This window comes from Plantactinospora sp. KBS50, from assembly GCF_002285795.1.
Classification (GTDB): Bacteria; Actinomycetota; Actinomycetes; order Mycobacteriales; family Micromonosporaceae; genus KBS50.
In genome coordinates this window covers 6,030,615-6,056,364 of the sequence record NZ_CP022961.1, presented here as the reverse complement: position 1 = coordinate 6,056,364, position 25,750 = coordinate 6,030,615, and the positions used below count along the sequence as shown (strand labels likewise).

Annotated in this window: 21 protein-coding genes and 4 pseudogenes; 16 read left to right on the top strand and 9 right to left on the bottom strand. The window is 72.9% G+C overall.

What is annotated here, in order from left to right:
• Nucleotides 1-38: 38 nt before the first annotated feature.
• Nucleotides 39-878: a hypothetical protein gene (locus CIK06_RS26195; RefSeq protein ID WP_095567036.1), complete on the top strand. Its 840-nt coding sequence runs from the start codon at nucleotides 39-41 to the stop codon at nucleotides 876-878.
• Nucleotides 879-1,222: 344 nt separating this feature from the next.
• Here CIK06_RS26195 and CIK06_RS26190 read toward each other — a convergent pair whose 3' ends face one another.
• Nucleotides 1,223-2,635 carry an MFS transporter gene (locus tag CIK06_RS26190; protein ID WP_095567035.1) on the bottom strand — a complete coding sequence of 471 codons (1,413 nt, stop codon included), beginning with the start codon at nucleotides 2,633-2,635 and terminating at the stop codon, nucleotides 1,223-1,225.
• Nucleotides 2,636-2,815: 180 nt separating this feature from the next.
• Between CIK06_RS26190 and CIK06_RS26185 the strand changes: the two genes are divergently transcribed.
• Complete coding sequence (locus tag CIK06_RS26185; protein WP_095567034.1) at nucleotides 2,816-3,619, top strand: phosphoglyceromutase; 804 nt, start codon at nucleotides 2,816-2,818, stop codon at nucleotides 3,617-3,619.
• Between the two features lie 135 nt (nucleotides 3,620-3,754).
• On the opposite strand, the gene phoU is transcribed toward CIK06_RS26185, so the two are convergent.
• Entirely contained in the window at nucleotides 3,755-4,414 is a 660-nt protein-coding gene (phoU, locus tag CIK06_RS26180; protein WP_095568145.1) for a phosphate signaling complex protein PhoU, read from the bottom strand.
• A 207-nt stretch (nucleotides 4,415-4,621) separates the two neighbouring features.
• Between phoU and CIK06_RS26175 the strand changes: the two genes are divergently transcribed.
• Both CIK06_RS26175 and CIK06_RS26170 read left to right on the top strand, forming a co-directional pair.
• Nucleotides 4,622-5,914: a cell wall metabolism sensor histidine kinase WalK gene (locus CIK06_RS26175; protein WP_095567033.1), complete on the top strand. Its 1,293-nt coding sequence runs from the start codon at nucleotides 4,622-4,624 to the stop codon at nucleotides 5,912-5,914.
• Between the two features lie 27 nt (nucleotides 5,915-5,941).
• Complete coding sequence (locus tag CIK06_RS26170) at nucleotides 5,942-6,625, top strand: response regulator transcription factor (protein ID WP_095567032.1); 684 nt, start codon at nucleotides 5,942-5,944, stop codon at nucleotides 6,623-6,625.
• 112 nt (nucleotides 6,626-6,737) lie between these two features.
• Here CIK06_RS26170 and CIK06_RS26165 read toward each other — a convergent pair whose 3' ends face one another.
• Nucleotides 6,738-7,601, bottom strand: coding sequence for a hypothetical protein (locus CIK06_RS26165; RefSeq protein WP_369916255.1), 864 nt, complete (start codon nucleotides 7,599-7,601; stop codon nucleotides 6,738-6,740).
• 541 nt (nucleotides 7,602-8,142) lie between these two features.
• Here CIK06_RS26165 and CIK06_RS26160 point away from each other — a divergent pair.
• Together CIK06_RS26160 and CIK06_RS26155 are read left to right on the top strand one after the other, a co-directional pair.
• A complete protein-coding gene (locus CIK06_RS26160; protein ID WP_095567031.1) occupies nucleotides 8,143-9,087 on the top strand; it encodes a Ppx/GppA phosphatase family protein in 945 nt (314 codons plus the stop codon).
• 57 nt (nucleotides 9,088-9,144) lie between these two features.
• Nucleotides 9,145-9,949: pseudogene (locus tag CIK06_RS26155) on the top strand (sugar phosphate isomerase/epimerase family protein).
• A gap of 15 nt (nucleotides 9,950-9,964) precedes the next feature.
• Here CIK06_RS26155 and CIK06_RS26150 read toward each other — a convergent pair.
• Complete coding sequence (locus CIK06_RS26150; protein WP_095567030.1) at nucleotides 9,965-10,606, bottom strand: CGNR zinc finger domain-containing protein; 642 nt, start codon at nucleotides 10,604-10,606, stop codon at nucleotides 9,965-9,967.
• Between the two features lie 219 nt (nucleotides 10,607-10,825).
• Between CIK06_RS26150 and CIK06_RS26145 the strand changes: the two are divergent.
• The 8 genes and pseudogenes from CIK06_RS26145 (at nucleotide 10,826) to CIK06_RS26110 (ending at nucleotide 18,650) form a co-directional block, all read left to right on the top strand.
• Nucleotides 10,826-11,745, top strand: a pseudogene (locus tag CIK06_RS26145) (proline dehydrogenase family protein).
• A gap of 311 nt (nucleotides 11,746-12,056) precedes the next feature.
• Nucleotides 12,057-13,397: a basic secretory family protein gene (locus tag CIK06_RS26140; protein ID WP_232533873.1), complete on the top strand. Its 1,341-nt coding sequence runs from the start codon at nucleotides 12,057-12,059 to the stop codon at nucleotides 13,395-13,397.
• A 62-nt stretch (nucleotides 13,398-13,459) separates the two neighbouring features.
• Nucleotides 13,460-14,752, top strand: coding sequence for a glycosyltransferase family 4 protein (locus tag CIK06_RS26135; RefSeq protein WP_198348022.1), 1,293 nt, complete (start codon nucleotides 13,460-13,462; stop codon nucleotides 14,750-14,752).
• A gap of 2 nt (nucleotides 14,753-14,754) precedes the next feature.
• Nucleotides 14,755-15,588, top strand: a complete 834-nt coding sequence (locus CIK06_RS26130; protein ID WP_095567028.1) for a class I SAM-dependent methyltransferase — start codon at nucleotides 14,755-14,757, stop codon at nucleotides 15,586-15,588.
• 375 nt (nucleotides 15,589-15,963) lie between these two features.
• Nucleotides 15,964-16,173: a helix-turn-helix domain-containing protein gene (locus tag CIK06_RS26125; RefSeq protein WP_095568143.1), complete on the top strand. Its 210-nt coding sequence runs from the start codon at nucleotides 15,964-15,966 to the stop codon at nucleotides 16,171-16,173.
• A gap of 204 nt (nucleotides 16,174-16,377) precedes the next feature.
• Nucleotides 16,378-16,479, top strand: coding sequence for a 30S ribosomal protein bS22 (locus CIK06_RS26120; RefSeq protein ID WP_007465623.1), 102 nt, complete (start codon nucleotides 16,378-16,380; stop codon nucleotides 16,477-16,479).
• Nucleotides 16,480-16,602: 123 nt separating this feature from the next.
• The gene (locus tag CIK06_RS26115; RefSeq protein WP_095567027.1) at nucleotides 16,603-17,688 is read left to right on the top strand and encodes an NAD-dependent epimerase/dehydratase family protein; all 1,086 of its coding nucleotides are present in this window, start codon (nucleotides 16,603-16,605) and stop codon (nucleotides 17,686-17,688) included.
• Complete coding sequence (locus CIK06_RS26110; protein ID WP_095567026.1) at nucleotides 17,685-18,650, top strand: lysophospholipid acyltransferase family protein; 966 nt, start codon at nucleotides 17,685-17,687, stop codon at nucleotides 18,648-18,650. Before CIK06_RS26115 ends, CIK06_RS26110 begins: the two co-directional genes overlap by 4 nt.
• 85 nt (nucleotides 18,651-18,735) lie before the next feature.
• On the opposite strand, the gene CIK06_RS26105 is transcribed toward CIK06_RS26110, so the two are convergent.
• From CIK06_RS26105 to CIK06_RS26095, 3 genes and pseudogenes are all read right to left on the bottom strand, one after another.
• Nucleotides 18,736-19,662, bottom strand: a complete 927-nt coding sequence (locus CIK06_RS26105; RefSeq protein ID WP_369916253.1) for an HAD family hydrolase — start codon at nucleotides 19,660-19,662, stop codon at nucleotides 18,736-18,738.
• Nucleotides 19,663-19,878: 216 nt separating this feature from the next.
• A pseudogene (locus CIK06_RS26100) lies at nucleotides 19,879-20,769 on the bottom strand (DUF5667 domain-containing protein); the annotation flags it as partial.
• 238 nt (nucleotides 20,770-21,007) lie between these two features.
• Entirely contained in the window at nucleotides 21,008-21,970 is a 963-nt protein-coding gene (locus tag CIK06_RS26095) for an ECF subfamily RNA polymerase sigma factor, BldN family (RefSeq protein WP_369916033.1), read from the bottom strand.
• Between the two features lie 609 nt (nucleotides 21,971-22,579).
• Between CIK06_RS26095 and CIK06_RS26090 the strand changes: the two genes are divergently transcribed.
• Nucleotides 22,580-22,858 (top strand): glutaredoxin family protein, encoded by a 279-nt coding sequence (locus CIK06_RS26090; RefSeq protein ID WP_095568141.1) that lies wholly within the window; start codon nucleotides 22,580-22,582, stop codon nucleotides 22,856-22,858.
• Between the two features lie 55 nt (nucleotides 22,859-22,913).
• Nucleotides 22,914-23,564 carry an HAD family hydrolase gene (locus CIK06_RS26085; RefSeq protein WP_095567024.1) on the top strand — a complete coding sequence of 217 codons (651 nt, stop codon included), beginning with the start codon at nucleotides 22,914-22,916 and terminating at the stop codon, nucleotides 23,562-23,564.
• A gap of 120 nt (nucleotides 23,565-23,684) precedes the next feature.
• Here the strand turns inward: CIK06_RS26085 and CIK06_RS26080 are convergent.
• Together CIK06_RS26080 and CIK06_RS26075 are read right to left on the bottom strand one after the other, a co-directional pair.
• Nucleotides 23,685-24,349 (bottom strand): annotated as a pseudogene (locus CIK06_RS26080) (LuxR C-terminal-related transcriptional regulator).
• Between the two features lie 59 nt (nucleotides 24,350-24,408).
• Nucleotides 24,409-25,725, bottom strand: coding sequence for a sensor histidine kinase (locus CIK06_RS26075; RefSeq protein WP_095567023.1), 1,317 nt, complete (start codon nucleotides 25,723-25,725; stop codon nucleotides 24,409-24,411).
• Nucleotides 25,726-25,750: the final 25 nt, after the last annotated feature.

Here is a 25,750-nt window from a genome sequence, read left to right as displayed (position 1 = left end):
CGGCGTCAGGACACCTGTCAAGGGAGCGGGAGATCCGGATGGCTCAGCGGAACCCTTCGGCTCGGGGCGGCACCGCCACCCGGGCGACCGGCTCGTCCGGGATCAACCGGACCGACATCGCGCAGATGCGGATGGACGAGATCCGGAACCGGCTGCGCAAGCGCGGTGTGACCGGCATCTCCGGGATGCGCAAGGACGACCTCGTGAACACGCTGGTCCGGACCATGCGGGCGGAGAGCCGGCGATCGGGTCGGACCGGTCCGACGGGCCGTTCCGGCGCGGCGAAGCCGGGCGGTCGCGGCGCGTCCGCGGCGCAGGCGGCCGGAACGCGGCGGGCCACCGCGGCGAAGCGGACGGGCGGCGCAGGCCGGTCCACGACCGCCAAGCCGGCCGCCGCCCGGAAGGCAACCACGCGGCCCGCGCGGGCCGGCACGAGCGGTACGGCGAAGGCGCGCGGCGGGGGCCGGGCGAGCGGCGCGGCCCCGAAGGCGCGGATCGGCGAGGGCGGTATCCGCGAGGGTCGGAGCATGTCCCGGTCCCTGCGGTACGCCCAGCGGATCGCGTCGCCGAGCGACCGTCCCGACCGTCCGGGGCGCAGCCTGGTCACCACCAACCACGAGGTGATCCGCAGGTGGGCGCGGGACCGTCAGGCCCAGCCGGCGACCATCGAGGGCACCGAGCGGGACGGTCGGGCCGGGGTGCTGACCTTCAACTTTCCCGGCTGGCGGGAGGGTGGCCGGATCAAGCCGATCACCTGGGACGCTTGGTTGCGCACCTTCGATCTGCGGCAACTCAACTTCATCTACCAGGAGCAGCGCTCCAACGGTGGGCCGAGCAACTTCTTCCGGACCGAGTCGCCGAACCGTGAAGACGCGTGACCCGGCGGGGAATGTCCCGGGTGCCCGGAGTGTTGTGCCCGGTGGCTTCGGAAAGTCCCGATCCGGTCTGACCCGATCGGGTGTGACCCGCAAGACATGATCGGCGGGTTGTGGGGTATTCCGAGGTGGTTCTAACGTTATTGAACGCGCCCGCTCGAAACGGCTCGGGGGAGCCGAAGTTCGCGCAGAACCGAGCAGTGGCGCAGGGAAGGTGGCATCCCGCCGTTGGGGGACGGCGCGCCACCTGATGACCGGCGGTGTGAGCGGGCGACGCTTACGGGGGTGAGCGTCGCCCGCCGCCGCCGGCCCACCCTTTTCGGGGTACGGACGTCCGGCCGGTGTCGTCAGGCCGCCGGGACCGCTTCCCCGGGTGAGTCCACCGGTCGAGGGCCGTCCGCCGAGCCCGCTGGCCGGGACGCATCGCAGCCCGCCGCCCGGGACGAGTCCGCGGTCGGGGATGAGCCCGCTGGTCGGGGCGTACCCGGGGCTGGTTCCGGAGCCACCGCGGTGGCGGCGCCGAGCGCGGAGGCCTGCCGTTCGCGGGCCGGGCCGGACAGCAGATGGAGCAGCGCGACCAGCAGGCCGAGTCCGGCGCAGCCGAGCCACAGGGTCGTGTTGCCCGCGTGCTGGCGGACCAGGCCGCCGAGGATCGGTGCCGTGGCGCCGGCGATCTGCCAGGAGAGCGAGAAGACACCCTGGTACCGCCCGCGGTGCGCGGCCGGGGACAACTCGGCGATGAGGGTCGAGTTGGAGGGCGCGTTCAGCATCTCGCCGACGGTCCAGATCAGCACGGTCAACGCGTAGAACCAGGCCGTACCGGCGAAGGCGGTCAGCCCGAAGCCGACGCCCATCACCACGGATGCCGCGGCGAGGACCTGCGACCGGTTCCGGCCGCGGATGAGCCGCGGGACGAACAACTGGCCCACCACGATCAGCACCCCGTTGAGCGCGATCACCGTGCCGTACGTCGAGGGTGCCAGCGCGTCGTCGGTCATCGCGATCGGCAGCATCGAGATGTGCTGGAGGAAGACCAGCGCCGAGAGCAGGTTGAGCGCCACGAAGCCGAGGAACACCCGATCGCCGGCGACGGTCCGCAGTCCGCCGGCGGTCGCCCGGGGCCGGCCGGGCGCGGCCGACGGCCCGTACGCGGCGGGCCGGTGGGCGGGGGTCGGCCGGGTCTCGCCCACCTTCACGAAGACGATGCCGGCCATGATCAGGATGGTGGTCGCGTCGATCAGGAAGAGCAGCAGGTAGCTGACCTCGGCCGCGATCCCGGCGAGGATGGCCGCACTGGCGAAGCCCAGGTTGACCGCCCAGTAGTTCAGCGAGAACGCCCGCAGCCGGTCCTGCGGCCGCACGACGTCGATCATCATGGCCCCGAATGCCGGCCGGGCGGCCTCGGCGAACACCCCCAGCAGCAGGGCGCCCAGCGCCACGGCCCAGAGTTCGTGGGCGAACCCGAGCGCCAGCATCATGACCGCGGCCCCGACCTGCGCGGTGAGCAGGGTGGGTCGCCGGCCCCAGCGGTCGGCGAGGCTGCCGCCGAGCATGGTGCCGGCGGCGCCGCCGACGCCCCACAACGCGATCACCGCGCCGGCCTGTACCTCGCTGAAGCCGCGGACGTTCGTCAGATAGATGGCCAGGAAGATCAGGACGAAGGAGCCCAGCCTGTTGATCAGGGTGCCGGTCCAGAGAAACCAGAAGGTTCCGGGTAATCCGCCCGCCGTGTCCCGCAACCATCCCCGTACCGACCGCACGTCGCCCCCGAATGACGTAATGAGCTAAGCATCTTGAACGCCTTACAACCTAGGGCGCCCACCTGGGCCGGGTCATCCGAATTCGACCGTGGCGGTCATCACGCAGCGCGTGCCGCACCGGATGCCGGGACCCGACGGGTCCGACGGATGCGTCCGGGACAGGTCGGGCAGGATGGGACCATGACTGCGAGCACGAGGAGTGCGTCGGCCGACCGGCCCGTGGCGAGCGAGGGAGCCTCGATCGGCACGCTGGTGCTGCTGCGGCACGGCGAGAGCGACTGGAACGCCAAGAACCTGTTCACCGGCTGGGTCGACGTGGACCTGACCGCCAAGGGCGAGGCCGAGGCCCGGCACGGCGGCGAGCTGATGCGGGAACACGACCTGCTGCCGGACGTGGTGCACACCAGCGTGCTGCGCCGGGCCATCCGCACCGCCGAGCTGTCGCTGAGCGCGGCCGACCGGCACTGGATCGCGGTCCGCCGGTCGTGGCGGCTCAACGAGCGGCACTACGGGGCGTTGCAGGGGAAGAACAAGAAGCAGACCCTTGACGAGTACGGCGAGGAGCAGTTCATGCTCTGGCGTCGCTCGTACGACACCCCGCCGCCGCCCATCGCGGACGACGACGAGTGGTCCCAGGTCGGCGACCCGCGGTACGCCCTGCTGCCGCCCGAGCTGATGCCCCGGACCGAATGTCTCAAGGACGTCGTCGACCGGATGCTGCCCTACTGGTACGACTCGATCGTGCCGGACCTGCTGGCCGGCCGGACGGTGCTGGTGGCGGCGCACGGCAACTCGTTGCGGGCCCTGGTGAAGCACCTCGACCAGATCTCCGACGAGGCGATCGCGAAGCTCAACATCCCCACCGGGATCCCGCTGCGGTACGACCTCGACGCCGCGCTGCGACCGTTGAGCACCGGCGGCACGTACCTCGACCCGGACGCCGCCCGGGACGCCGCGGCGGCGGTGGCCAACCAGGGGCGCTGAGCCGGTAGGCGGGCGGGTCCGCCGTGCCTGTCCACGCGGGGGTGAGCCCGTGGGGCGGGGCGGGGCGGCCCGCCCGGCCGGGGGCGGCTGCTCGGAGGCGCTCGGGGGCGGCTGCTCGGAGGCGCTCGGGGGCGGCTACTCGGCGGTGGCGGGGGAGACGGATTCGCCGGTGATCAGGTAGACGACGCGCTCGCCGGCGTTCACGGCGTGGTCGGCGAACCGCTCGTAGAAGCGCCCGAGCAGGGTGGCGTCGATCGCGGTCTCCACCCCGTACGGCCAGTCGTCGCCGAGCAGCACCGCGAACAGGCTGCGGTGCAGGTCGTCCATGGCGTCGTCGTCGCGGTCCAGTTCGGCGGCCGCCTCGGCGTCCGGCTTGGCGAGCACGGTGCCGATCTTGCCGGCCATCCGGTCGGCGACCTGTGACATCTCGGTGAAGACGGGGCGCAGTTCGGCCGGTACGGCCGGCGAGGGGTGCCGGCGCAGGGCGGTCTTGGCCACGTGGTCGGCGAGGTCGCCCATCCGTTCCAGATCGGCGGCCACGTGCAGGGCGGTGATCATGGCCCGCAGGTCGGAGGCGACCGGAGCCTGCCGGGCCAGTACGTCGCAGACCCGCTCCTCGACCTGGCGGTAGGTGGCGTCGATCTCGGCGTCGGCCGCGATGACGTCCTCGGCCGCCGCCCGGTCCGCGGTCAGGAGTGCCCTGGTGGCCTGCCGCATGGCCGCGCGGATCGCCTCGGCCATGTCGACCAGTAGCTGGCTGACGGTGTGCAGATCGGCCCGGAACTCGTCGCGCATGCTCACGTCCTGTGTCTGGTGCGGTGCCCGAGCAGGACAACCGCAGGGGGTGTGGGCGGATTCGGCTCCCACGGTAGGTCGGCGGAGACCGAGGGAGGAACGACGGAGTGAACGGGGACGGTCCGACCGGTTAACATTCCCGAATGCTGGACTGATTTGCCCCTTTTGTGGTGATGCTTTGGTTAACAGAGCTTCTACGATCGGCTCGTGTACTGGTACGTCGTGGCCGCTCTGGCCGTCGGCCTGGCGTTGGGGCTCGCCGCTGGCCCGACCCTGGCCCGCGTCCGGCGCTCGGCCGCGGCCGGCCGCGGGGGCGGCCCCGGTGGGCGCCCGGGCACCCGGATCGACGGGGGAACCGCCATCGAGCAGGACCAGCCGAGCGGGTTGCCCAGCCTCGGCCGCCGTACCGTCGACTCGCTGCGGGTCGGCGTCGTCGTACTCGGCCCCGACGAACTGCCGGTTCTGATCAATCCGGCGGCCCGTGCCATGGGTCTGCTGCGGGCCGGACCCGAGGCCGGCAGCGTCGTGCCGCACCCGATCATCCGTACCCTGGCCGGACAGGTCCGGCGCACGGGCGTGCGCCGCGAGGTCGAGCTTGACCTGCCGCGGGGCCGCGGCGGTTCCGGCTCCGACCCGCTGGGCGTGCACCTGCGGGCGATGGGGGTCGGCGAGGGGTACGTGGCGGTCGAGGCCGCCGACGTCACCGAGGCGCACCGGGTCGCCCGGGTACGCCGCGACTTCGTGGCCAACGTGAGCCACGAGCTCAAGACCCCGATCGGCGCCCTCCAACTGCTCGCCGAGGCGCTGCTGGACGCCACCGACCCGTCCGACCACCGGGACCCGGAGGCCGCCGCCGAGGACGTCGCGGCGGCCCGCCGGTTCGCCGAACGGATCTCCAGCGAGTCCACCCGGCTCGGCCGGCTCGTCAACGAACTGCTCGAACTCACCCGACTCCAGGGCGCCGAGCCGCTCCCGGCGCCCGAGCCGGTCTCCGTCGACTGGATACTGGCCGAGGTGGTGGACCGGACCAGGACCACCGCCGCCGCCCGGCGGATCGAGATCTCCGTCGAGGGGCTGCGCGGCCAGACCGTGTACGGCAGCGACAGCCAGCTCGCCACGGCCGTCACGAACCTGGTCGAGAACGCGATCGCCTACTCGGGCGAGGACACCCGGGTCACCATCGCCGTCACCGCCGGGGAGGACCGGGTGGAGATCGCCGTGGCCGACCACGGCATCGGCATCGCCCCCGACGACGTCAACCGGATCTTCGAGCGGTTCTACCGGGCCGACCAGGCCCGGTCCCGATCGACCGGCGGCACCGGACTCGGCCTGGCGATCGTCAAGCACATCGCCACCAACCACGGCGGGCGGGTGCAGGTCACCAGCACACTGGGCGGCGGTTCGACGTTCACCCTGTGGCTGCCGGCCAGCCCACCCGATGCCTTCCTGCCGCCACCACCATCCGCTGAGATCGAAAGCGGTTCGGCCGCGCTTCGCTAGGCTGGATCCGAGGAAAGGAAAGTTTCGTTGGCCCGCGTGCTCGTGGTCGAGGATGAGGAGTCGTTCTCGGACGCCCTCTCCTACATGCTCCGCAAAGAGGGGTTCGAGGTTTCGGTCGCGGCGACCGGCACCGCCGCGCTGACCGTTTTCGACCGTTCCGGCGCTGACATCGTCCTGCTCGATCTGATGTTGCCGGAGATGTCCGGCACCGAGGTGTGCCGGCAGCTCCGGCAGCGCTCATCGGTCCCGATCATCATGGTGACCGCCCGGGACAGCGAGATCGACAAGGTCGTCGGGCTGGAGATCGGCGCCGACGACTACGTCACGAAGCCGTACTCGCCGCGCGAGCTGGTGGCCCGGATCCGTGCGGTGCTGCGCCGGCAGACCACCGACGTACCCGAGACGACCGCGGCCACGCTGACCGCCGGCCCGGTACGGATGGACATCGAGCGGCACGTGGTGACCGTCGAGGGCAGCACCGTACAACTGCCGCTCAAGGAGTTCGAGCTGCTGGAACTGCTGCTCCGCAACGCCGGCCGGGTGCTCACCCGCGGGCAGCTCATCGACCGCGTCTGGGGAGCCGACTACGTGGGCGACACCAAGACACTCGACGTACATGTCAAGCGGCTGCGTTCCAAGGTCGAGCCGGAGCCCTCCACGCCGAAGCACATCGTCACGGTCCGCGGCCTGGGCTACAAGTTCGAACCCTGACGGTTCCCGGCCGGCACGCCGGCGCCGGACCGGATCGGCCGTCGCGGCCCGGTCGCTGCGGCTTGGTCGCTACGGCCCGATCGCTACGGCCCGGTCTGCTGCGGCCCGGTCGCTACCCCTGGCGGGGCGGCGTGGCCGGCCCCCGGCCGTTGCCGCGCGCCCCCGAGCCGCGCGACCCCGGGGTCGTCGGGGTGGTCGGGGTGGCCGGGTGCGGCGCCACCAGGCCCTGCCGCAGCCGGGCCGCGCACAATTCGGCCAGTCGCTCGTACGCCGCCGCGCCGATCAACGCGGTCAGCTCCGGGCCGTACGACTGGTACATCGGCTCCCGGCCGACGTGCGCGTCGGGGGACGAGGTGCACCACCAGTCCAGGTCGTGACCGCCGGCGCCCCAGCCCCGGCGGTCGAACTCGGCCAGCGTCGAGACCAGCACCTTGGTCCCGTCCGGTCGCTTGCTCCACTCCTGGTCCCGGCGGACCGGTAGCTGCCAGCAGACGTCCGGCTTGTACTCCAGCGGATGTACGCCGTCGCGCAGCGCCTGGGCGTGCAGCGCGCATCCGCCGCCGCCGGCAAAATCGGCGTCGTTGAGGAACACGCACGGACCCTCTTCGCCCTGCGTGGCGGTCCGCCGGGCCGGCTTGGTGCCGTCCACCGAGTCCATCTCGGTCCAGTTCTGGAAGCCGCGTCGGTGGTGCTGCCACGTCTGCGGGGTCAGCCGCCGAACGGCGGCCCGGACCCGCTTCTCGTCGTCGGCGTCGGTGAAGAACGCGCCGTGCGAGCAGCAGCCGTCGGCGGCCCGCCCGGCGATGATGCCGTGACAGCCGCGGCCGAAGACGCAGGTCCAGCGGGACAGCAGCCAGGTAAGATCGGCTCGGATGACGTGTTCCTCGTCGGCCGGGTCGAGAAACTCGATCCACTCCCGCGCGAAGTCCAACCCGACCTCCCGGCTACGGGGGTCAGCATCGTCGTCGACCAGGATGCGAAGCTCGGTGCGGACAGCCACCTGGCCAGCGTACGCCGATCCCACAGGTCCGCTGGTCAACCGCGCTGATTGCCCAACCGACGGGTCCGACAGGTCGATCGCGGCACCGGCGTATCGCTTCGCCACCGGCAGGGCCGCACCCTCGTAGGCAACCCCGCGGCGGACGTACCCCGAGGGCTGAGCGGTCCGCCCAGCCGGTCCGGCCGCTGTCGCTGTCGCCGTCGCCGTCGCCGTTGTCCGTCGCCGTTGTCCGCTGTCCGTTGTCCGCTGTCCGTTGTCCGCTGTCCTCGGGGGTCGGGCGTGTCCCCCGCCAGAAGCGATGGCCTCTGCTGTTGTCATACCTGAGGGTCATTTTTATGACTCTCAGGTATGGACATCAAAAAGGACATCACTCTCAGCCGCCGGCGTGTAGGCGAGTCCAGTAGATCGTGGATGTCCCCAGCCGTTCCGGGGCGGGGATCCGGTATGTGGTCGGCGGGTGTCCACGGGCAACCGGGTGCGGCTTCCGGGGCAGGTGCGGGGTTTAGGGTCGGGAGTCATGCGGCTGGGTGTGCTCGATGTCGGCTCCAACACGGTTCACCTGCTCGTGGTGGACGCCCATCGCGGCGCGCATCCCTGGCCGGCGCACTCGGAGAAGGCCGTACTGCGGTTGGCCGAGCAGATCGGCCCGGACGGTGCGCTCACCTCGGGCGGGGAGGATGCGCTGGTCGAGGCGGTGGCCGGCGCCAAGGCCGCGGCCGAGGGGTTGGGCACCGACGACCTGCTGGCCTTCGCCACCTCGGCCGTCCGGGAGGCGACCAACGCGCCGCAGGTGCTGACCCGGGTACGCCAGGAGACCGGCGTACATCTGCACGTGCTGCCCGGTGTCGACGAGGCCCGGATGACGTTCCTGGCCGTCCGGCGCTGGTTCGGCTGGTCGGCCGGCCGGCTGTTGGTGCTGGACATCGGCGGCGGCTCGCTGGAACTGGCGGCCGGCATCGACGAGCATCCCGAGTTTGCGCTCTCCGTACCGTTGGGCGCCGGCCGGCTCACCCGCGAGCGGCTCCGGATCCAGCCGGGCACGAGCGTACCGCCGCCGGCCGCGACGATCGACGAGCTTCAACGGTACGTCGAGGAGACGCTCGCGCCGGTCGTCGACAAGCTGGGCCAGGTCGCCTGGGATCGTACGGTCGCCACCTCGAAGACGTTCCGCACGCTGGCCCGACTGGCCGGGGCGGCGCCGTCCTCGGCCGGCCTGTGGGTGGGCCGGTCGCTGTCCCAGGACGGCCTGCGCCAGGTGATCGGGTTCATCCGGCACATCCCGCCGAGCGAGCTGTCCGAACTGGAAGGCGTGAGCGCCAGCCGGGCGCACCAACTGCTGGCCGGCGCCGTGGTGGCGGAGGCCACGATGCGGCTGCTCGGCATCGACCGGCTGGACATCTGCCCGTGGGCGCTGCGCGAGGGCGTGATCCTGCGCCGGCTGGACCAGCTTGACGGAGGGTGATCTTCCCTGGTCGGCGGTACCCGGTGGGTTGGGCGGGACGGGGCTACGCTGAAAGACGTGACTTCCCGCGTACCGGTCCTGCTGTCCAGCTCCTCGGTCTTCCCGGAGCCGACCGCGGCGGCGTTCGAGCTGGCCGCCCGGCTCGGGTACGACGGCGTCGAGGTGATGGTCTGGACGGACGCGGTCAGTCAGGACGCCGGGGCGCTGCGTGGCCTGTCCCGGCACTACGGCGTACCGATCCGGTCGGTGCACGCCCCCTGCCTGCTGGTGACCCAGCGGGTCTGGAGCCCGGACCCGTGGGAGCGGCTGCGGCGCTCGGCGGAGCTGGCCGAGGCCCTGGAGGCTCCCACGGTGGTGGTGCACCCGCCGTTCACCTGGCAGCGGGACTACGCGCGCGGCTTCGCCGACGGGGTGGCCCAGCTGGCTGGTGAGCACGGTGGCCTGCGGTTCGCGGTGGAGAACATGTACCCGGTACGGATGGCCGGACGGAAGTTTGTCCCTTACCTCCCCGGCTGGGATCCGACGGAGGCCGGCTACTCCGCGTACACGCTGGATCTGTCGCACTGCGCCGCGGCGCAGGGCGACGCGCTGGAGATGGCCGACCGGATGGGCGCCGGCCTCGCCCACGTCCACCTCGGCGACGGTACGGGGGAGGGCGGGACGAGCACCTGGTGCCGGGGCGCGGCAACCAGCCCTGCGCCGAACTGCTCGGCTCGCTGCGCAAGCGCGGCTTCGCGGGCTCGGTGGCCGTCGAGGTGGCCACCCGGGGGCGCGCAGCAGGGCGCAGCGGGAGGACGACCTGCGCGTCTCGCTCGAATTCGCCCGCCAGCACCTCAACGCGGCCAGCCCGGTCGGCGGTTGAACGCCGCGGCCGGGGTCAGCCGACGGAGGCCAGCGGCGCGGACGCGGCCGGCGGGGCGTCCGTGGCCCCTGTGACATTTGTGGCTTCTGCGGCGTTCGTGGTGTTCGCCGCGTTCGCGCTGCCGCCCTGCTCGCCGATCGCCGCCCGCTTACGAGCCCGGTGGGCCGCCACGTGGGAGCGGGTGGCGCAGCGTTCCGAGCAGAACCGGCGGCAACAGTTCGACGACGTGTCCAGGTAGACGTTGCCGCACCGGTCGTCCGCGCAGACCCCGAAGCGGGAACTGCCGTACTCGCACAGCCACACCGACAGGCCCCACACGGCGCCGGCGATGTACTCGGCCGCGATCGTGGCGCCCCGCCCGGTGACGTGCATGTGCCAGTCCCCGGAGTCGTGACCGGAGATCCGCGGCTGCACCGGGAACGCCTCAAGCAGCGTGTTCAACTCGGCCACGGCCTCGGCGTCCCGGCCGGAGGTGCCCAGTTCGAAGACGTCACGCAGGCGCCGCTGCGCCCGCCGGAAGATCGCCAGATCCCGCTCGACGACCGTGTCCCGCATCCACGGATTGTCGTCACCGAACACGGCCCGCAGGCCGTCGAGGTCGTCCAGGCGGGCGTTGACGAGATCAACCCCGGTCCGGGCGTACGCGTCGAAGTCCACCCGACAACCGTAGACGACTTTCGGCCCGGTCGGCGCCACCGTGTCCCCGGGCTGGCACAGGACTGTGACAAAACTACTCGACGCGCCCTTGCTGGCGAATCGGGTGATCTACGTACTTTTTGCGGTCGGGCCGCGGATCCGGCCGGTGGCCGCGGACCGCGGGGACGGCCGGCCTCGCTGCGCCGGACCGCCTGCTGGGTCGGGCGTTAGGCTCAGGCCATGCTCCGATCGGTCATCCTCGCCGCCTCCCGGTCGTCCCAGGTCGAGCGGCTCGTCGCGACCGCCCCGTACAGCCGGGACGTCGTCCGCCGGTTCGTCGCCGGCACCACCCCGACGACGCGTTGCGCGCCACCCGCGAACTCGTCGCCGCCGGTCTCACCGTCAGCCTCGACCACCTCGGCGAGGACACCGTCACGGCCGAACAGGCGACCGCCGTTCGGGACGCGTACCTGGAACTCCTGGCCGCCCTGCGCTCCGCCGGGCTGACCGCGTCGGCCGAGGTCAGCGTGAAGCTGTCGGCCGTCGGCCAGGCGTTCGACGAGAAGCTGGCCTACGAGAACGCGCGGCAGATCTGCGCCGCCGCCAGCGAGGCCGGCACCACCGTCACGCTGGACATGGAGGACCACACCACCACCGACTCGACCCTGGACATCCTGGCCAAGCTGCGCGCCGACCATCCCGGTACGGGCGCCGTGCTCCAGGCGTACCTGCGGCGCACCGAGTCCGACTGCCGCGAACTGGCCGGCGCCGGGTCGCGGGTACGGCTGTGCAAGGGCGCCTACTCCGAGCCCGAGTCGGTGGCCTACCAGGCGGGCATCGACGTGGACAAGTCGTACGTCCGGTGCCTGAACGTGCTGATGGCCGGCGAGGGCTACCCGATGCTCGCCACCCACGATCCGCGACTGATCGCGATCGCCCGGGAACGGGCCCGGTGGTACGACCGGACTCCCGACGGGTTCGAGTTTCAGATGCTGTACGGCATCCGCCCGGACGAGCAGACCCGGCTCGTGTCCGAGGGCCACTCGGTCCGGGTGTACGTCCCGTACGGCCATCAGTGGTACGGCTACCTGATGCGCCGCCTCGCCGAGCGCCCGGCCAACGTCGCCTTCTTCGCCCGCGCCCTCGCCTCCCGCGCGTAACGAGGTAGACCGACCGCCGGATCCCCGGGTGCCGGGGGATCCGGGTGGGGTAGGCGCTTGGCTACGCTCGGCCGGGGCCGTAGTCTCCGGCGGTGACCGACGGGACGCGGCGACCGGAATCAGCCTCAGCCGAGCCGCCAGCAACACCGGATTCCGAGCCGCCGTCGGCCGCCGAGGCGCCCGCGCCCGCGCCGCCCGCGCCGCCCGCGCCGCCCGCGCCGCCCGCGTCCGCGCCCGAGGCGCCCGATTCTGGGCCGGTCCCGCCGGTCGCACCGACCGCCGCCGAATCCGTGCCGGCCGCCGCCGAGCCCGTGCCGGGTCTCATCCAGCCCGCGCCGACCTTCGTCGAGGACGCGTCGGCCGGGAGCCGTCCCCGATGGCGGCTGTGGACGGCGCTCGGGGTGGTCGCCGTACTGCTGTTCTGTCTGGCTCCGCTCGGCGTGCTGGTCGCGGCCCTGTTCCGGCAGGCGGACGGCGGCGCCGCCGGGGCGGTGGGCCGGCCGGCGCCGAGCCCGCGTCTGGGCGGCAGCGGCACCGCGACCGGCGCCTGGCTGCGGGACCGGATCGCCGAGCAGGTGGACCGGCAGTCGACGGCGCTGCTGGCCGGCGACGAGGACGGCTTCCTGGCGGTGGCGGATCCGGATGGTTCCGCGATCGACACGCTGCGGCACCAGTTTGCCGCGCTGCGCGCGTTGCACGTCCGGGTCTGGCAGGCCGAGGTGGCGGCCCGGCCCACCCCGGTCGAGGGGAAGCCGCGCGAGTGGCGGTTCGCGGTCACCTACCGGTACTGCTTCGAGACCGCGGACTGCACCCCGAGCCAACTGGACGTCGGTACCCGCTGGGCGGACGGCGGCGCCCTGCCCCGGCTGGTGGCCGTCGACCCGCCGGATCCGGACACCAACGGACCGCGGCCGTGGCAGGTCAACGACCTGGTCGCGCTGGCCGGGCCGCGGACCACGGTGGCCAGTACGCCGGCGCTGCGCGGCAAGCTGCCGGACCTGCTGGCCCGGGCCGAGCGCGCGGCGGCGGTGGCCGACCGGTACGCCGTGGGCGGCACCCCGCCGGACCGGTACCTGATCTTCTACGCCGGCCACGCCGAGTGGAACCGCTGGTACGGCGGTGACCTGCCGGAATGGACCGGCGGGTACGCGGTCCCGGTCGGCGCCGGGCAGCACGACGTGGTGCTGAACGCCGACGAACTGGCGGACAGCCAGGCCGAGCTGGACCCGCTGCTGCGGCACGAGATGACCCACGTCGCCTCGCTGGCCGACCGCAAGCAGGTCGGCACGGAGGACTGGTGGCTGGTGGAGGGGCTGGCCGAGCAGGCGGCCGCGAACGGGCGCCGGCCGCGCCTGTCGCGGGACCTGGACGAGGTGCGCCGGGTCGTGGACGGCGACTGGGACGGCCGGCTGGCCGACCTCAGGCCGGCGGACGACGCCGCCGACTGGCGCGTGGTGGGCGGCTACGGTGCCAGCTACCTCGCGGTACACCATCTCGTCGAGCGGTTCGGCCAGCAGCCGGTGATCGAGTTCTTCCGGCTGGTGCTGCGCGACGGTCGGAGCCTGGAGCAGGCGTCCCGGCTGGCGTTCGGGGGCGCCTGGCGGCCGTTGTCGCAGGACTGCGTCGAGTACGTGCGCCAGTTGGCCGGCTGAGCCGAGGGCCATCAACGGCCCGCGCGCAGGAACCCCGAGCAGGCATGACGCGTTGTCTGTTCGTGAGGGAAGTGCTGAGCGAGGTCACCGAGCCGGCGTCGGCCGGGAGCGGCAGCCGGCTGCGGGTGGTGATCCTGACCCACATCTGCTGGCCCGAGCCGGCCGACTTCAAGAACCTGCCGCTGGCCCGCGAACTGGCCGGGCGCGGGCACTCCGTCACGATCGTCACCGGCTTCCCCAACTATCCACTCGGGAAGATCTATCCCGGTTACCGACTGGCCTGGCGCCGGTGGGAGCAGGTCGACGGGGTGCGGATCCTGCGCGTACCGCTGTATCCGGACCACAGCTCGTCCGGCCTGCGGCGGATGGCGAACTACCTGAGTTTCACGCTCAGCGCCTCGATCCTGGGTCCGCTGCTCGCGGGCCGTACGGACGTGGTCTTCGTCTATTCGCCGCCGATGACCTTGGGAATCACGGCCCGGCTGTTCAAGGCGTTCCGCCGGGCGCGGGTGGTGCTGGACGTGGTGGACCTGTGGCCGGACGCGGTGGCCGGCTCCGGCATGGCGTCCTCCCGGCTGGTCGTCGCCGGCTCCGGCTGGTTCGCCCGGCGAAGCTACCGGGCAGCCGACCGGATCACCGTCCTCACCGAGGGTTTCCGTGAGCGCGTGCTCGCGCAGCTCGGCGCCCGGCCGATCCCGGTCACCGTCCGCCCGCCCTGGGCGCAGGACGAGGTGGCCGGGCCGGATCGGGCGTTCGCCGCGAGCTTCGGCCTGGACGGCATGTTCTGCGTGGTGCACGCCGGAAATCTTGGCGTCTTCCAGGACATCGAGACGGTGCTCGCGGCGGCCGACCTGCTGCGCGACCAGCCGGACGTACGGCTGGTGCTGGTCGGCGGCGGTCGCGACCTGGCGGAGATCCGCGCCGCGGTGGCCCGGCGGAACCTGTCGAACGTGGTGCTCACCGGGCTGGTGCCGGCGGAGCGCATCCCCGGGGTGCTGGCCCGGGCGGACGCCTGCCTGGTCTCGCTCGTCTCGGACCCCTATCTGAACATCAACCTGCCGAGCAAGTTCGCCAGCTATCTCGCGGCCGGCCGGCCGATCGTGGCGAACGCGTCCGGGCAGGTGGCGAACGTGGTGCGGGCGGAGCGGGTGGGCTTCGCCGCGACCCCGGGCCGGCCGGCGGAGTTGGCCGACGCGATCCGCCGGATGCGGGCCATGACCCCCGCCGAGCGGACCGCGATGAGCCTGCGGGCGCGCCGGCTCTTCCAGCGGGACTACGAGGCACGAACCGGCCTGGCCGGATACGTACGGATGATCGAGGGCCTCGCGGCGGCGCGGCCGGTACGGCGGAGGTGAGCATGCGCCGAGAGGACGTGGCGGAACTCAACCGGATCTACGACGACCGCGGGTACGACACCGACCCGGTCTACTCCGACCTGGACCCCTGCTATCTGCAGCGGGTCCAGGGGGTCGAGCGGATGTTCCTGCGGGCGCTGGACGTGGCCGGTCTCGGTGCCCGGCTGGAACGGCTGCGGGTGCTGGACTTCGGCTGCGGCAACGCCCGGTGGCTGGGCCGCTGGCTGGCCTGGGGCGCCGACCCGACCCGGCTGTCCGGCGCCGACGTGCGGGAGCCGGCGATCCGCCGGGGCCAGCAGTACTTCCCCGAGGCCGACCTGCGCACGTACGACGGCCAGCGGCTGCCCTGGGCCAGCGGGTCGTTCGACGTCGTCTACCAGTTCCTGGCCATGTCCAGCATGGTGGACCGGGAGTACCGGGTCGCCGCGGCCCGGGAGATGCTGCGCGTGCTGCGTCCGGGTGGGCTGCTGGTCTGGTACGACATGGCGGTCGGCAACCCGCGGAACCCGAACGTCCGGGGGCTGCCGCTGCGGGAGGTGCGGGACTACTTCCAGCCGCTGCGGCCGGTGCTGGCCCGGCGCCTGTCGCTCGCGCCGCCGCTGAGCCGGATGCTGACCGCCCGGTCCTGGGCCGCCGCCCGGTTTGTCGAGACGACCCTCCCGTTCAGCCGGACGCACCTGTTCGCCGCGTTCGTGACCGAACCGGCGGCGCGGGACCGGGCGGCGCAGGGATCGGCCGTACGGGGGCCGGCGGCGCGGGAGTCGGCGCCGGCCGCGCGACAGCGGCGACCGCATCGTGCCGGATCGGCCGATTCCGTCACCCGGGCGGCCACCTGAGATAGTTGAGGCCGCTCCCAGCGCGATGTCCGGTCCCGTGTGCCAGAAGCGGGCGGGCGGGCGTCCGGTGGTCGCGGCGACACCGCCGTGGCCACCGGAGTCGTGCGGGGCGGCGCCGGCGGTGATGTCCGCGCGGCAGCCGCCGCGACGCCGTACCGCGAGCCGCCTGCCGCCGCACGACACCCGCGCGATCGCGTCCGCCACCGCCGTCACGTCCGCCCGTTGACGCAACTTGCATGATCAAAAGTCCGAAGGGATCGCGCCGGCCACAGTTGCCCCGCTACCGTACTGGTAACACGCGCGTCGCCTGCCGTGACGGAGACGGTCGTCACTCGCCGGGCGCGCGCCGGGGATGGGATGGGTTGGTGAGCCGTGGTGGGATCACCACAGTCCGACGGTCGCCTGTCGGAGGTCAGGTTCCTGACCGTGGCCGAGGTGGCGTCGCTGATGCGCGTTTCCAAGATGACGGTCTATCGGCTGGTGCATTCGGGCGAGCTGACGGCCGTCCGGGTGGGCCGGTCCTTCCGGGTACCGGAGCACGTCGTTCATGAATATCTTCGCGGAGCCTTCCAACAGAGCGCCTAGGCCCCGCGCTTCGCGGAACGTCACGTCGGCCGGGGGCCGCGTTGGCCTTGATCGAGGCCGGCGGCTACCCTGGATCGCGACCGTGACCTCACTCCGGTGCGCCGTGCCGCCCGCCAGCCAGGTCCGGTTCCTGTCCAGCTCGGTTTCCGGGCCACCGACGGTGGTCCCGGCCCGTTCCGCAGATTGCATCAGAAGGGCTGTCGTATGGGCTCGGTGGTCAAGAAGCGCCGCAAGCGCATGGCTAAGAAGAAGCACCGCAAGCTGCTGCGCAAGACCCGCGTCCAGCGTCGCCGTCTCGGCAAGTGACCCGTTGGCCGGGCCTCGGCCCGGCCAACGCAGGCGCCGGGCGCCCGTCGATCCTCGGAGGCTCGCGGTGATCAGCTCCCGGCTGGCCGGGCATCCTTCGGCGATGCCGGTGGGAAGCGCACCATGACCCTCGGCGACACCGCAGGTGTGCCGGGGGTCGTCGTGGTGACCGGGGTCAGCCGCTATCTCGGCGCCCACGTGGCCGCCCGGCTCGTGGCGGATCCGGCCGTCGAGCACGTGGTCGGGCTGGACCCGGTGGATCCCCCGCCCGAGCTGGCGCCGCTGCTGGACGGGGTGGAGCGGGTCCGCGGGGACGCCGGCACGGTCAGCAGCGTGATCGCCGACCTGGACGCCGCCTCCGTCGTACACCTGGCCCTGGTGACCGCCCCGGACAAGCAGCAGGGCGGCCGGTCGGCCATGAAGGACCAGAACGTGATCGGCACGATGCAGCTGCTGGCGGCCTGCCAGCGAGCGCCCCGGCTGCGCAAGCTCGTCATCCGGTCGTCCACCGCGGCGTACGGCGCGTCGTTCCGCGATCCGGCCGTCTTCACCGAGGACACCGAGCCGCGCGAGGTGCCGCGCGGCGGTTTCGCCCGGGACATCCTCGACATCGAGGGGTACGTGCGCGGCTTCCGTCGCCGCCGTCCCGAGGTGACCGCCACGGTGCTCCGGTTCGCCCCGTTCATCGGCTCGGCGGCGGACACCACGCTGACCCGGTACTTCGCCCAACCCGTCGTACCCACGGTCTTCGGGCGTGACCCCCGCCTCCAGTTCGTGCACATCGAGGACGCGCTGGAGGTGCTGCACCGTTCCGTGGTGCAGGACCACCCCGGCACCTTCAACGTGGCCGGTGCGGGGGTGCTCACGCTCTCCCAGGCCATCCGGCGGGCCGGCCGGATCGCCGTACCGGTGCTGGAACCCGGCCTGTCCGGCGCCGCCGGGCTGGCCCGGGTGCTCGGGTTCGGCCGGTACGGGCTGGACCAGGTGGATCTGATCGTGCACGGCCGGGTGGTGGACACCCGCCGGTTGGCCAGCGAGTTCGGCTTCACCCCGCGCGGCACGGCGGAGGCGTTCGACGACTTCATCCGCGCCCACCGCGGCGGCATGCTGGTCAGCCGGGACCGGCTGGCGCTGGCGGAGCAGGCCATCCTGGACGGGGTCCGGCAGGTGCGCGCCTCGGGCCGGCGGGACGGCATGGTGAGCCGATGAACGGACGGGTGAACGGGCGTGCCGCGGAGCCGCCGGCGGAGCGCAACGGGCACCGGACCGCCGTACCGGGCGGGAACGGGTCGCGACCCGCACCCGGGCCGGCGGTGGCCGACGGCCCGGCCGACGTGTGGGACCGCCGGGTCGCGGGGGCACTGGCCTTCCTGCGCCGCCGGCTGTCCGGACAGTACGAGGTGGACGAGTTCGGCTTCGACCCGGAGCTGACCGACCAGCTCTTCCATCCGCTGCTCCGCAGGCTCTACCGGGACTGGTTCCGCACCGAGATCCGGGGCGTGGAGAACCTGCCCGTGGACGGTCCCGGTCTGGTGGTGGGCAACCACTCGGGGACGGTGGCGCTGGACGCGCTGATCCTGTCGACCGTGGTGCACGACCACCATCCGGCGCACCGGCACCTGCGGCTTCTCGGCGCCGACCTGGTCTTCCGGATGCCGGTGGTCTCCGAACTGGCCCGCAAGTCCGGCGGCACGGTGGCCTGCAACACGGACGCCGAACGCCTGCTCGACCTGGGTGAACTGGTCGGGGTGTTCCCCGAGGGCTTCAAGGGCATCGGCAAGCTCTACAACGAGCGGTACAAGTTGCAGCGGTTCGGCCGGGGCGGGTTCGTCTCGGCGGCGCTGCGCACCGGTACGCCGATCGTGCCCGCCGCGATCGTCGGCGCGGAGGAGACGTACCCGATGCTCGCCGACATCAAGCCGCTGGCCCGGTTGCTGAAGCTGCCCTATTTCCCGCTCACCCCGACCTTCCCGTGGCTGGGTCCGATCGGGATGATCCCGCTGCCGAGCAAGTGGCTGATCCAGTTCTGCGCGCCGATCCCGACGGCGCACCTCACCGACCAGGCGGACGACCCGCTGGTGGTGTTCAACCTGGCCGACCAGGTCCGCGAGACGATCCAGCAGACGCTGCTGGAGCTGCTGCGCCGCCGGCCCGACCCGTTCGGCCTCTGACCCGCCGCGGCCTGCCGCGGCAAGGGGTGGCCGCCGGTGCGGCGGACGGCCGCCAGGGCGCGGGCGGGTGGGTCGCCCGGGTGGCCTACCGGGCGTGCCGGCGCCGCAGCGCCAGACCCGCGGTGGCCATCCCCGCGAGCGCCCCGGCCGCGACCGTCGACGGTACGGCGATCCGCGCGGCCTTGCGTCCGGTGCGGAAGTCCCGGACCGGCCAGCCACGATCCCGGGCCACCCGCAGCAGCCCGGCGTCCGGGTTGACCGCCACGGCGTGACCGACCGCCGAGAGCATCGGGATGTCGTTCGACGAGTCGCTGTAGGCCGTGCACCGGGCCAGGTCGAGACCCTCGGCCGTGGCGAGCTGGGTGATCGCGTCCGCCTTGACGGTGCCGTGCATGAGATCCCCGACCAGCCGGCCGGTGTACCGGCCAGCGTGGATCTCGGCCACCGTGCCGAGCGCCCCGGTCAGGCCGAGCCGGGTCGCGATGGCCCGACCGATCTCCACGGGCGCGGCGCTGACCAGCCAGACCCGTTCGCCCGCGTCGAGGTGCCGCTGGGCCAGCGCCCGGGTGCCCGCCCAGATCCGCGGGGCCATGAGCTCGTCGAAGATCTCCCGGGTGAGCTGCTCCATCTCGGCCACCGGCCAGCCCTCGACGAAGGCGAGCGCCGCCTCCCGGGCGCCGGACATGTGGCCGCTGTTCTCGGTGGCCAGCAGCCGGAACCGCAACTGCTGCCAGCCGAACCGGGCCAGGTCACCGACGGTGAGATGGCCGCGGGCCGCGAGGCCGCGGGCGAACCAGTAGATCGACGCGCCGCGCAGCATCGTGTTGTCGATGTCGAAGAACGCCGCGGGCCGGGCGAGGGCGCGAAGCTCAGGCCCGGCGGCCGCCGGCGCCCAGCCGACCGTATGGCCGTGCTGGTCGGTGCTGATCGTCACCTTCCGGGTACGCCCCACCCCGCTGGCCCCCTCGTCTGCCGTGCCGTCCCCTCTTCGAAGGGTAGTCGGCCCGGACAGGCGGCACCGGAGATGCCCGTCACCAGGACGGATGCGAGGTCAGTCCTGCACCGGCGCGGCCGGTTGCGGCGTGGCCGAGCCCATCTCCTCGTCCCGCGCCACGGCGGTCGGGCCGGCCGGGCTGGTCCGGATGCCCCGCGGCTGACCCGCGGGGTGCTCGGCGGACCTGCCGGTGGTCGGCTCGGCGGACTCGGCGGCGGTCGACTCGTGGACGACCGGGCAGGTCCGGGGCAGTGGACCGAGCGCGTCGGACCGGATCGAGGGCTCGGCACCGCAGGACAGTCCGACGGAGAGCGCCGCGGTCCGGGCACCGATCTCGTCCAGCAGGGCGAGCGAGGCCGCCACCCGTTCCCGGGTCGGCCCGTCGGCGCCGGCGGCAAGCGCGTTCACCTGCCGGCGCTGCCCGACGAGAAAGGTACCGACCAGGTCGAGGCCGTGCTGGTCGCGGTGCTGCACCGCCGAGGTGGTGAGCAGCCGTACGCCCTGCCGGGTGTCCGCGTCCATGTCGTCGAGGACGGCGCCGAAACCCAGACCGTTCGCCACGGTCGCCGCCTCGGTGAGCCGGGTCCGGGCGAAGTCCAGGAAGAGCTGGCCCCGGCTGGTGTCCGAGCCGCTCAGCGCCAGTTGCGCCCGCTCGGCGGAGCGCTTCATCCCGTACAGCGCATCGCCGGGTACGGCGTCCTCGCTGGCCGCCGAGATGCCGGACACCGCGATGGCGCCGGCCGCGATCCCGACGACGAAGGCGGCCCGTGCCCGGGCCCGGCGCGCGTTGAGCCGGGGCAGCCGGCCCCCGTTGAGCCGGGCCAGCCGGTTGCGCCATGCCGCCCGGTCCGGCTCGGTCGCGGCCTCGGTGCCGGGCCGGCGCCCGAGGCCCTCCCGCTCCGCGGTGGCCAGCAGCATGGCCCGCAGTCCGACCCGGAATTCCGGATCGATCCCCGCCCCCGGTTGCGCCGCCGGTTCGGCGCGCAACCGGTCGGGGATGGTGACCAACCCGGCGAGTTCGAGGTCCAGCCGGGATCGGATCCGATGCCGGCTGCCTCCATCGGGCTCATCGACAAGCTGTGCGAAGCGCTCGGCGTGTCGACGCTCGGTAACCGGATTCGCCATGCCGCACCTCCCTCCGCTGATCACGGCCACGTGATCGGCAACCCACTTCGGCCGTTTTGCGACGCGGCGACGGGTACCGATTCCGGAGACGTCGCGGGAGTGGGCCGGTGGGCCGGCCCGCCGGCTCCGGCGAAGGTGGGGCAACCGCCGGTCGCACCCGGACAAACGGACGGTGAACCGTACCGGTTACGGGCCGGTCAACATGTCGGGCGAAAGGGTGAGGTGCCGCCCGCCGGTCCTACGGCTGGAAGCCGTCCGGAAGCAGCCGGGCCAGGGCACGAACGGCGCGGTACTGGAGTGCCTTGATCGCGCCCTCGTTCTTGCCCATCGCCCGGGCGGTCTCGGCCACCGAGAAGCCCTGGAGGAACCGCAGCACGATGCACTCCTGCTGCTCGGGATTCAGCTTCTTGACCGCGGACAGCAGGGCGACGTTCGTGATGTGCTCCACCACCGCCGCCTCCGGGCTGCCCTCCGGGCCGCGGTCCTCCCGGTCGGCGTCGAGGACGTCGCCCGTGGTGACCTCCAGCCGGTACCGGCCGGACTTGAAGTGGTCGGCGACCAGGTTGCGGGCGATGGTCACCAGCCAGGCGCCGAGGTCACGGCCCTGCCAGGTGAAGCTGCCGATCCGCTTGAGGGCGCGCAGGAACGTGTCGGAGGTGAGGTCCTCGGCGAGCTGGCGGTTGCCGACCCGGAAGTAGACGAACCGGAACACGGTGTCGACGTACCGGTCGTAGATGAGGCCGAACGCCTCCGTCTCGCCGGCCTGCGCCCGTTCGACCAGGGCCCACACCTCGGTGGCCGGGTCGGACGGGTCCGGTCGGGACGGGTAGCCGGTGGCCGGCCTCGGCGAGTCGGCCTGCGGCTGCTCGGGGATGACCGGCAGAATCGTGGTGTCGGTGTTCGAGCCGTCGACCGGGGGCGTACCGGCCGGGCGGTGCTGGCCCGGCACCGGTTGCGCCGGCGTTCCCGGCCGGGCGGGCGTGACCAGGCGGCCGTTGCCCAGCGGCTTGTTGCCGGCGGGCACGTGCCGCGAGGGCGTCTCGTTGTGATGTGGACGGTTCTGGGTCCGACGGGCTCCGCCGCGCGCCGCCGCACCGACCATGTCGGTGGCGGAGGTGCGCAGCTGTGCCAGCCCCTCGTTGCCCTGCGGCGCGCGTTGATCGCGGCCGGCCGGACCCTGCGGATAGACGTGTGCAGTCACTTGCCCTCCCCAACCCGGCCGCGCCCGGACAGGGCGGACCCTCGGGTCCCATTGGTGGCGGTGATGCGATGGCGTCCCGGGCGGACGTGCCGCGTGATGGGGTGCGAGCGCGGGTGGAGATGACGCGCACCCATGAGGTGCGGGTCCGATGCGCTGACAGGCACGGCGGCCTCCTCGGGCTGAGGGGTGTCGACTCACGGCAAAACGGGTGAGCCGACCCGAGTGATGATAGGGCCAACGTCACCCATATGTGGCAGCTCCGTTACACAGGGCCAAAGTATTTCCCAGGACGGCACATTGACCTCGCACACTTTGTGCGTTGTCGGATGCCGGACAATTGCGAGGCTGAGCGGTTGCGCTGGCCCCCGGCAGCAGGAAACGCCGAGGCTGGAAGGTTTTCCTCGGCGTGTCGGAACTGTCGTTGGAGGTGCCTGGGCGCTGGGCCGGTCGGCCCCCTTGGCGGTCCCGTCGACGGTACCGCCGGGGTCGGATCGCGTCGAGAGCGGATGCCCCTGGATCACGTGCAAATTGCCGAGAAAGAATGAATCTCTTTCAATTCTCGGCATTCCTGTTGGCCCGGTGCTCGCCGCCGTGCCAGACTCGGCCACCGTGCCTTCCGCAACCGAGGAACCCGGCGCCGCCGCGGCGCCGCCGCCGCGACTCACACTGATCACCCGGCCCGGCTGCCACCTCTGCGAGGTCGCCCGGGAGGCGATCGGCCGGGTGGTGGCGGTGACCGGTGACCGGTGGGTCGAGGTGGACGTCACCGGCGACCTGGAACTGGAACGCGACTACGGCGACCGGCTGCCGGTGGTGCTGCTGGACGGGCGCGAGCACGGCTACTGGCGGGTCGAGGAGGACCGGCTGCTGCGCGATCTGGCGGCATGAGTCCCCGGGCGGACGGTACGGCCGGCATGTCGGTCGGCGGGCGTAGGGTGCGGCCATGGCTCGCGTACGCACCCACCTGGTCTGGGACTGGAACGGCACCCTGCTGAACGACCTCGCCCTGGTGGTCGAGTCCACGAACGCGGTGTTCACCAGCGTCGGTGGGCTGACCGTCTCCGCCGAGCAGCACCGGATCCGGTTCCGCCGCCCGATCGCGGACTACTACGCCGAGGTGCTGGGGCGTGCGGTGGACGCGGCCGAGTTCGAACGACTCGACAAGATCTTCCACGACGCGTACCGGGTCGGCATGGCCGGCTGCCGGCTGGCCGGCGACGCGGCCGGCGCGATCCGGTCCTGGGCCGGCTCGCAGTCGCTGCTGTCCATGTGGTTCCACGACGAGCTGGTGCCGGCCGTCGAGACGTACGGGCTGACCGGGATGTTCCGCCGGGTGGACGGCCTGCGCGGCACGGTCGGCGGCGACCGGAAGGCCGAACACCTGGCCCGGCACCTCGCGGCGCTGGAGGTCGACGGCGCGGTGACCGTGCTGATCGGCGACTCGATCGACGACGCCGACGCGGCCGAGTCGGTCGGCGCCCGCTGCGTGCTCTACACCGGCGGCTTCACCGACCCGGACCGGCTGCGCGCCTCCGGCCTGCCGGTGGCCGACTCGCTGACCGAGGCCGTCCGGCTGGCGTCGGCGCTGAACTGACCCCCGCTGCCCCCGCCGATCCCACCGGCCGCACCGATCCCACTGCTGAACTGATCCGCTGGCCGCGCTGGCCGCGCTGGCCGCGCTGATCCGCTGGCTGCGCCGCCCGCGCCGGGTCGCTCAGTTGCGCAGGTACGCGAGCACCGCCAGCACCCGGCGGTGCTGCTCCTCGTCCGGCGGTAGCTGAAGCTTCGTGAAGATGTTCCGGACGTGCTTCTCGACCGCGCCGTCGCTCACCACCAACGCCCGCGCGATGGCCGTGTTGGACCGCCCCTCGGCCATCAGGGACAGCACCTCCCGCTCCCGTGGGGTCAGCTCGCGCAGCGGGTCGTCGCGGCGGCGCCGGACCAGCAACTGGCCCACCACCTCCGGATCGAGCACCGTGCCACCCGCGGCCACCCGGTGCAGGGCGTCCAGGAACTCGTCGATCGCCGCCACCCGGTCCTTGAGCAGGTAGCCGACGCCGCCCGCCGGGCCGCCGCCGGTCGGCCGGACCGTGGCCAGCAGGTCGTCGGCGTAGGAGACCTCGACGTACTGGGAAAGGACCAGGACCGGCGTACGCGGAACCAGCCGGCGGGCCTCGACGGCCGCCCGCAGCCCCTCGTCGGTGTGCGACGGCGGCATCCGGACATCCACGATCGACACGTCCGGCCGGTGCGTCACGACCGCCTCGACCAGCGCGGGTCCGTCGCCGACGGCCGCCACCACCTCGTGCCCCTGCTCGGTGAGCAACCGCACCAGCCCTCCCGGAGCAGTACGGCGTCGTCGGCGATCACGATCCGCATGGGTACCCGCTCCCGCGTCCCGGTGCCCATTGCCACCCCCGTGCTCATCGCCACCCCCGTCAGCCCGCCGCCGGCCGGGCCGGCAGCTCGGCGCGCAGCATCGTCGGACCGCCGGCGGGACTGTCCACCGACAGCGCCCCGCCGGCCGCGGTGACCCGGTCGGCGATCCCGGCCAGGCCGTGCCCCTTGGCCACGTGCGCGCCGCCCGTGCCGTCGTCGGCCACCTCGACCACCAGCCGCCCGCCGGTGCGGGTCACCGCCAGCCGGCACTCGGTCGCCCGGCTGTGCTTCGCCACGTTGGTCAGCGCCTCGGCGACCACGAAGTAGGCCGCGCTCTCGATCAGCGGGTCGAGCCGGCCGGACGCGGCGCTCAGCCGGGGATCCACGGTCAGCTCGATCGGGATGACGCCGCGGCCGGCCAGCGCGGCCAGGGCGCTGGGCAGCCCTCGGTCGACCAGGATCGGCGGCGCGATGCCGCGGGAGAGTGCGCGCAGCTCGGCCAGGGTCTCCCGGGTCTGCGTGACGGCCTCGTCCAGGGTCTGCCGCGCCGCCTCCGGGTTGTCCGCGAGCTGCTGCCGTGCCCGGCCGAGGTCCATCGCCAGCCGGACCAGCCGCTGCTGCGGCCCGTCGTGGATGTCCCGTTCCAGCCGCCGCAGCGCGGTCGCCTCGGCCGAGGCGGCGGCGGCCTTCTGCCGCTCCAGCAGGGTGATCCGGTCCCGTATTTCGGCGACCCCGGTGAGCAGCGCCCGACCCAGGTTGGCCCGCAGCAGGGCGCAACCCCGGACGATCAGCGGCAGGGTGATCAGGAAGAAGGCCCCGATGACGGTGTTCAGGCCGATCCGGGCGGCGGTGGAGTCACCCAGTCCCAGCAGCTCGTTCAGGTCGACGTTGTCCGGGCCGCGGGGGATCGCCCAGTCGTACGCCCCGTAGAGCGCGCCGCTGATCGCCGCGGACCACCAGACCAGGGTGACCACGGCAGAGACGATCGAGACCGGGAACGTGGCGATGCCGTGCGCGAGATCCAGCCAGGACTGCGCGTCGGCGATCGGGGTGACGATCCGGCGCCAGACCCCGGCGTCCGGCGAGGTGCCGCGGTACTCCGGCCGGACCCGGGGCCGGCCGAGGATCGGCGCCATCCTGAGCCGCTCGATGTCGGCCAGGGCCCGCGCCGCGTACAGGGTGCCGGCGATGATCGGCAGGCCGATCATGGTGACCGCGAGGCCGACGCCGACGGACAGGCCGGCGATCAGGACGGTGAAGCTCACCACAGCCAGCGGAAGACCCAGCAGGACGTATCCGGAGTCGATCATGAGCTGGCGGAGGATCGTGGGCGCCGGTACGCGGGTGGCGGGTGGGGCGGCGGCTGCGGTGCTCATGTCCTCGACCCTAGGGAACCGGGTG

Excerpts from the sequence above, each read along its gene's own strand:
- CIK06_RS26195 (WP_095567036.1), top strand. The coding sequence starts at position 39 with ATGGCTCAGCGGAACCCTTCGGCTCGGGGCGGCACCGCCACCCGGGCG.
- CIK06_RS26185 (WP_095567034.1), top strand. The coding sequence starts at position 2,816 with ATGACTGCGAGCACGAGGAGTGCGTCGGCCGACCGGCCCGTGGCGAGC.
- phoU (WP_095568145.1), bottom strand. The coding sequence starts at position 4,414 with ATGCGCGACGAGTTCCGGGCCGATCTGCACACCGTCAGCCAGCTACTG.
- CIK06_RS26160 (WP_095567031.1), top strand. The coding sequence starts at position 8,143 with ATGCGGCTGGGTGTGCTCGATGTCGGCTCCAACACGGTTCACCTGCTC.
- CIK06_RS26130 (WP_095567028.1), top strand. The coding sequence starts at position 14,755 with ATGCGCCGAGAGGACGTGGCGGAACTCAACCGGATCTACGACGACCGC.
- CIK06_RS26120 (WP_007465623.1), top strand. The coding sequence starts at position 16,378 with ATGGGCTCGGTGGTCAAGAAGCGCCGCAAGCGCATGGCTAAGAAGAAG.
- CIK06_RS26115 (WP_095567027.1), top strand. The coding sequence starts at position 16,603 with ATGACCCTCGGCGACACCGCAGGTGTGCCGGGGGTCGTCGTGGTGACC.
- CIK06_RS26110 (WP_095567026.1), top strand. The coding sequence starts at position 17,685 with ATGAACGGACGGGTGAACGGGCGTGCCGCGGAGCCGCCGGCGGAGCGC.
- CIK06_RS26085 (WP_095567024.1), top strand. The coding sequence starts at position 22,914 with ATGGCTCGCGTACGCACCCACCTGGTCTGGGACTGGAACGGCACCCTG.
- CIK06_RS26075 (WP_095567023.1), bottom strand. The coding sequence starts at position 25,725 with ATGAGCACCGCAGCCGCCGCCCCACCCGCCACCCGCGTACCGGCGCCC.